This window comes from Methanosaeta sp. UBA458, assembly GCF_002496085.1.
Taxonomy (GTDB): domain Archaea; phylum Halobacteriota; class Methanosarcinia; order Methanotrichales; family Methanotrichaceae; genus Methanothrix; species Methanothrix soehngenii.
In genome coordinates this window covers 1-5,917 of record NZ_DAIK01000141.1, presented here as the reverse complement: position 1 = coordinate 5,917, position 5,917 = coordinate 1, and the positions used below count along the sequence as shown (strand labels likewise).

Annotated in this window: 5 protein-coding genes; 4 read left to right on the top strand and 1 reads right to left on the bottom strand. The window is 52.8% G+C overall.

What is annotated here, in order from left to right:
• The 4 genes from gatB to budA all read left to right on the top strand — a co-directional run.
• Nucleotides 1-1,383 (top strand): Asp-tRNA(Asn)/Glu-tRNA(Gln) amidotransferase subunit GatB (gene gatB / locus BP822_RS10530; protein WP_286878262.1); only part of this gene is annotated, 1,383 nt, incomplete at its 5' end.
• Between the two features lie 349 nt (nucleotides 1,384-1,732).
• A complete protein-coding gene (locus BP822_RS10525) occupies nucleotides 1,733-1,930 on the top strand; it encodes a hypothetical protein (RefSeq protein ID WP_048131648.1) in 198 nt (65 codons plus the stop codon).
• A 102-nt stretch (nucleotides 1,931-2,032) separates the two neighbouring features.
• On the top strand, nucleotides 2,033-3,187 hold the full coding sequence (locus BP822_RS10520) for a Vms1/Ankzf1 family peptidyl-tRNA hydrolase (protein ID WP_286878261.1): 1,155 nt from the start codon (nucleotides 2,033-2,035) through the stop codon (nucleotides 3,185-3,187).
• 163 nt (nucleotides 3,188-3,350) lie between these two features.
• On the top strand, nucleotides 3,351-4,154 hold the full coding sequence (budA, locus tag BP822_RS10515; RefSeq protein ID WP_013718250.1) for an acetolactate decarboxylase: 804 nt from the start codon (nucleotides 3,351-3,353) through the stop codon (nucleotides 4,152-4,154).
• A 125-nt stretch (nucleotides 4,155-4,279) separates the two neighbouring features.
• On the opposite strand, the gene BP822_RS10510 is transcribed toward budA, so the two are convergent.
• On the bottom strand, nucleotides 4,280-5,383 hold the full coding sequence (locus BP822_RS10510; RefSeq protein ID WP_286878259.1) for a DJ-1/PfpI family protein: 1,104 nt from the start codon (nucleotides 5,381-5,383) through the stop codon (nucleotides 4,280-4,282).
• Between the last annotated feature and the right edge of the window lie 534 nt (nucleotides 5,384-5,917).

The following is a 5,917-nucleotide window of genomic DNA, read 5'->3' as shown; positions in this document are numbered from 1 at the left end:
GTTCAGCTCAACCGGCTGGAGTCGAAGATGTTCTGCGGCTGCTCGACTAAATATCATAATTCCGAGCCCAACAGCCATACCTGTCCGGTCTGCCTGGGCCTGCCCGGCTCTTTGCCGGTGATCAACCGCAAAGCAGTGGAGAGCGGCATAAAAGTGGGATTGGCCCTGAACTGCAAGATCGAGGAGGAGACCCTCTTTTACCGCAAGAATTACTACTACCCGGATCTGCCCAAGGGCTTCCAGATCAGCCAGTACGACTATCCTCTGGCGACAGGCGGCCATATCATGATCCTGGGCGACGACGACCAGGAGAGGAATATCCGCATCAATCGGGCTCATATGGAGGAGGACCCAGGAAGGCTGGTGCATGCCGGGACCATTGATAAGGCGAAGTACACCATGGTGGACTACAACCGCTGCGGCATGCCTCTCTTAGAGGTGGTGACTGAGCCCGATCTGCATTCACCCAAGGAGGCGCGGGCGTTTCTCGATAAGTTGAAGAGCATTCTCGAGTACCTGGACGTCTTTGACGGTTCCCTGGAGGGGGCGATGAGGGTGGATGCCAACATCTCTTTGAAGGGCGGCGACCGCTCCGAGGTCAAGAACATCTCTGGATTTAAGGGAGTGGAGAAGGCCCTCTCCTATGAGATCACCCGCCAGAGGAACCTGGCCCGGCGGAACATCAAGGTGGTGCAGGAAACCCGACACTTCGATGAATTGCGCAACATCACCGTCTCCATCCGCAGCAAGGTGGGGGCGCACGATTACCGCTACTTCCCCGAGTGCGATCTGGTGACCCTGCGCATCGCCTCCTGGGTTCCTGCCATAAGGGAGGCTCTGCCTGAGCTGCCGGACTCGAAGAGGGAGAGGTTCGTCCGGCAGTACAGCCTGGCCGATGACCACGCCAAGTCATTGACCACGGAGATCCGGTTGGCCGACTTCTATGAGTTCGTGGCTGCCCGGGCCTCGCCCAGGATGGCCGCGGTCTGGATCGCCGATGTCCTCAAGGGGGAATTGAACTACCGCGATCTGGGGATAGAGAGCTTCATCCCGGAGCATATGGTGGAGATTGTGCAGCTGCTCGGCGAGAATAAGATTACCGAGCACGGGGCGGTGGAGGTCATCCGCGACCTGCTGGATAAGAAAGGCAGCTCGCCCCAGGAGATCATCAAATCCCGCGGCCTGGGCCGGGCGGAGGATGATGTGGTGGCACGAGCGGTTGCGGAGGCGGTGGCGGAGTGCAGCGCGGCCGTCGCGGACTATAAAGCGGGAAGCGAGAGGGCCCTGAACTATATCGTGGGTCAGGTGATGAAAAAGACCAGGGGCAAGGCCAGCCCTGGCGAGGTACATAATCTGGTCCGGGCCCAGGTGGACAAGCTTTAGGGCGATGGTCAGAGGAGGGAGGAGAGCAAGGCATGGAGGAAAATCTCAGGGTCATCTCTTTTTTCTTTCCTTCTTCTCTATTCGGTCGTGATCCTAAAATAGGTTGAAGTTCTGGAACTCGATTAACGATTGCGGTTTCTCGGACACGCCCGAGAGAGGACATTCTGGGCAAATCAGCATTCAATAAGGCCTAATTCTGCGGCAGGCCTAAATACCAACCCATAATTGATTCACGACCTCTCTATTCTGTTGGCCCAGTTTTCCATCTAATGATACCATTTTTCCACGGTTTTTCAGTTGGGAGAAGAGTTAATTACTTATATCCTGGATCCTCAATATAGGAATTAAAATGGCAATGCTACTGGGGTTGACATTGAGTGCGGCTGGCCTCTTGCTGCTGAATAGAGTATTTAAGGAGAGCTTCGGGTCACAGAAGGCGGCCGAGGGCGACAAATCCAGGAATCGGGTCATCGAGATCCATGACTATGAGATCCTGGACGACATTCAAAGTTGTGCTTCTGAGGGCTATAAAGTGAAGATAACTTAACTTGAAGCAGTAACTATAATTTCTTATAAAGAATAATAAAATGTTCACATAGATCTCCCAAAATGGGACAGCCTTTTCTACCATTCCCCCCTTTATCGAACCATGCAGCCCAAGCCCGAGTTCACCAGCATCTCCCCCGGCAATCTGGTAGCAGTCACCGAGATCGACCTGGGAGCCCTCGCGGAGATATACGATGAGATGGACATATATTTATCGATTTATATGAAAAGCGCCAGCACGGCGGACCTGGACGCCAGCCGTTCTTTTGTCGCCTCCCGGTTCAGGGCCATGGAAAAGTCCCTTCCCTCCGAACTTCGAGAATCCTTCCGCTCGACCGTCTCTTTGGCCCAGGAGGCAATAGAATCGCCATCCTGGAAAGGAGAGAGATCAAGGGTGATCTTAGCCTCCAGCCCGGAGTCATTCCTGCACGTCTACCGGATGGGACTGGAGGCGGAGCCTCTAGTGGTCCTGGACACCTCGCCATTTCTCCTTCCCCTGGCCAGGCTCAGGGACGAATACCTGGACTGGGGCCTTTTGCTGCTCGACTCTCAGGAGGCCAAATTGTTTGTCATCCGCTCCCGCATCATGGAAGAGATGAGCCGCTCTTCTATCGACCTTATGAACAAGCATAAGAAAGGTGGATGGAGCCAGATGCGCTTTGACCGCTTGCGAAAGGGGGCCATCAAGTCCTTCTTCACCCAGGTAGCAGAGGACCTCGCCAATCTGGATAACCTGCAGGGGATGAGGGGACTGGTGCTTGCCGGACCGGGTGAGGCGAAAAGCCAGCTCAAGGAATTGCTCCCCCCACAGGCCAGGGATCGGGTATTAGGCCTGCTGGATGTCCCCATGGGCACAGTTCCCAGCGAGCTGGTGAAGATGGGCGACCAGGTGGCCCTGGATTACGAGCGCTCGGTGAGCAAGAAGAGGGCAGAGGAGCTGAAGTCCAATGTGCTCAAGGGCCAGCTTTCCTCCTACGGAATCGATCCGGTCAGAGATGCTCTGACTCATGGCAGGGTCAACACTTTAGTCATGCTCTCCGATTATGTGGTCCCCGGCTGGATCTGCGAAAAATGCCAGCACTTCCAGGAGGGGGCTCGGCCCGAGATCTGCCCCCAGTGCGGCGGCAGGACCTCTCAGGTGAACGTCTTAGAGGAGCTCTACGAGCTGGCCCAGAGGACGGGAGCAGAGGTGGAGTTCGTGGAGGAGGATGAGTTCCTGCAGTCTATTGGCGGCGTGGGGGCAATACTGCGCTATTGAAGGCGAATTATTCAGCGAATAGCCTGTTTTTATTCATCCTTTTGGGCATGATCCCCCCTGCTGGAGGGCGAACTAAAAAGAATATAGCGAGTAGCTAATATCTTGGAGATAAGTATATAGATAACAAGCTATTTTTTCAGAGGTTTATTGGAGTGATGAACTCATGAGTGATATAAAAATTGCTTTTGACCGTGCATATGCTGCCATTGCCATCCTCTTTCTGATGATGGCGCAGGGATCGCTGGCCGAGGAGGACGACAGCCTGTATCAGATCTCGACCATTGGCGCGCTTATGCAGGGGGTATATGATGGCACAATGACTTTTGGAGAACTTGGCGAGCGCGGCGATTTCGGGCTGGGGACTGTGCAGGCCCTTGATGGTGAGATGGTTGCCGTTGACGGCCGGTTCTACCAGGTGAAATCCGATGGTGTCGCATATAGCTTGAGCGATAGCATGATCACGCCTTTTTCCGTGGTCACATTCTTTGATGCCGAGGAGACGATAAACCTGGGGGGAAGATATAACCTCAGCGAGCTGCAGGGCTATCTGGACAATTCGCTAGAAAGTGATAATCTGTTTTACGCCATCAGGATCGACGGCACATTCGACTATGTCAAGACAAGAAGCGTGCCCGCCCAGGAGAAGCCCTATCCGCCTCTCGAAGAAGCTATAAAAGGGCAAGAGATATTCGAGTTTCACGATGTTGAGGGAACAGTGGTCGGATTCAGATGCCCAGATTATGTCGAAGGGGTGAATGTTCCCGGCTACCACCTGCACTTCATCACTTTAGATCGCAAAGCGGGAGGCCATCTCCTGGACCTGGAGATCGAGGATGCGAGCGCGAAAGTGGACAGCATATCCGGCTTCGAGATGGATCTACCAGAGAACAAGCAGTTTTATCAGGCAGATCTATCAGATAGCCAGGAGGAAGAGCTGGAGAGGATAGAGAGCAATCCCAGGGAGTAGAGGATCTTGCAAAATATTTTTATTATCAATGATTACGTGATGTGTGAGCTGGTAGCATTGGAAGATCCTCACATTCCTGGCAATCTTCAAAAAAGGAAGAAAAGTTTTGTGCCAGATTCCTGGCTTCAGACTCTGACGAACTCGCTCTTGGGGGCCCCGCAGGGGCATTTCCAGGTGTCTGGCAGATCTTCGAATGCCACCCCATCATTTTCCGCTGGATTATATACGTATCCGCATACCTTGCACCTCCAGGCGGCAGCCTGAGAGGCTGCATTGCTCGATGCAGCTGCGTTTGCTTCGGTTTTATCCAATTGATCTGAATTGCCATCAGTGGGAGAGGAAGCCTGCAGGGCAGCGACTACCGCTTCGGCAAACTCCTGAGAGGCGGAGGGGCCGTTAGCAGTGATGATCTTTCCGTCCTGAACCACGGCATCGTCTGATACTATCGCTCCCTTTGACTTGATATGGTCGGTCTCAGATGCAGTGGCCTTCTTACCCTTGAGAAGGCCGGCGTCCGCCAGGATCCAGGGGCCCAGACAGATGGCTCCCACGATTTTCTTTTGTGCGCTGGCCGATTTGGCGATCTTCTGGTAGTCCGGGTCACGGTTCAGCTCCTGGGAGTAGATCCCTTCCCCGCCCACGAAGACCACGGCGATGTAATCGGAGAGCTTTACCTCATCAAGGTCCAGATCCACCTCCGTCCTCTCGCCGCTCATTCCGGTGGCTGTCTTCACCCCTTTGCTGGCCAGATGGACCTGGTAGCCCATGCTCTGGAAGTAGTCGCGAGGCACATTCAGCTCCTCTTCTTGATACTGATCTGGCGGGAGAACCATCAGGATCTTCTCTTTGCTTGAGCCTGTATCCAGAGCAGGCGCAAGGCCATTGCCCGATCTATCCTCTGAGTTATGCTCTTTGAAATCCTGCGAGCCCGTATCATCCTCTTCCCAATACGGTTCATAATCCTGATCCGGGTAGTTGGATTGATCGTCCTCTGGAGCATAGCCTGAGCAGTAGACTTGAATGAAGTTGCCGGCATATGCGGAATAGCAGTTCGGGCAGAGGGTGTAGGGATCAATGCTCTCGGCCTCGGCGGGCGTCAGGATGACGGTATATCCGCAGACGGGACACTGCCAGCAGGTGTAGTCTGTATCTGAAGCAGTCTGTGCAGATGCTGGAGACATCGCAGCCAGCAATATGAGAATGAGTGGTGTGAGGAATGGGCTTTTCATGTTGAATGAAGTGATGGATTAGGATAAATAGATTAGCGAAACTGAATTACTGTGGTTGATGATACGGAATATCACGATGCAATCCCCCCTTTCAGGCAAATCAACTCTCAGAATCGATCTTACAATCGAATGCACAAATCACCTCCTGCTGCGCGGGGCGGAGATGAGCAACAAAGCATCTTGCTATGGAGGCAGAGGTGGCAGCATTGGGCGAAATTTTAATGTTAGCAGGATCGGGAGCCTAAGACGATATATGAGAGATTATTAATGTCTCTTTGATCTCTATTTCGAAATTAGAGGACTGGAATGATTTTATTATATTTTTAGATCGAACTACGAGCAATTAATCAATATAAAAATGCTAAAGTGATATAATATTAGAAATAAAACCATTAGGAACCTATAATCTGATTTTAAAACGCTAATTGGTCTGCTATTAGGGTCAGCGTTCGATGTGGCTTGCGGTTCGTCCGGCTCTTCTTTTTTAAATCGTTCAGATTTCCCTTTGCCTGCAAGACAACTCAAGCCTGAGGG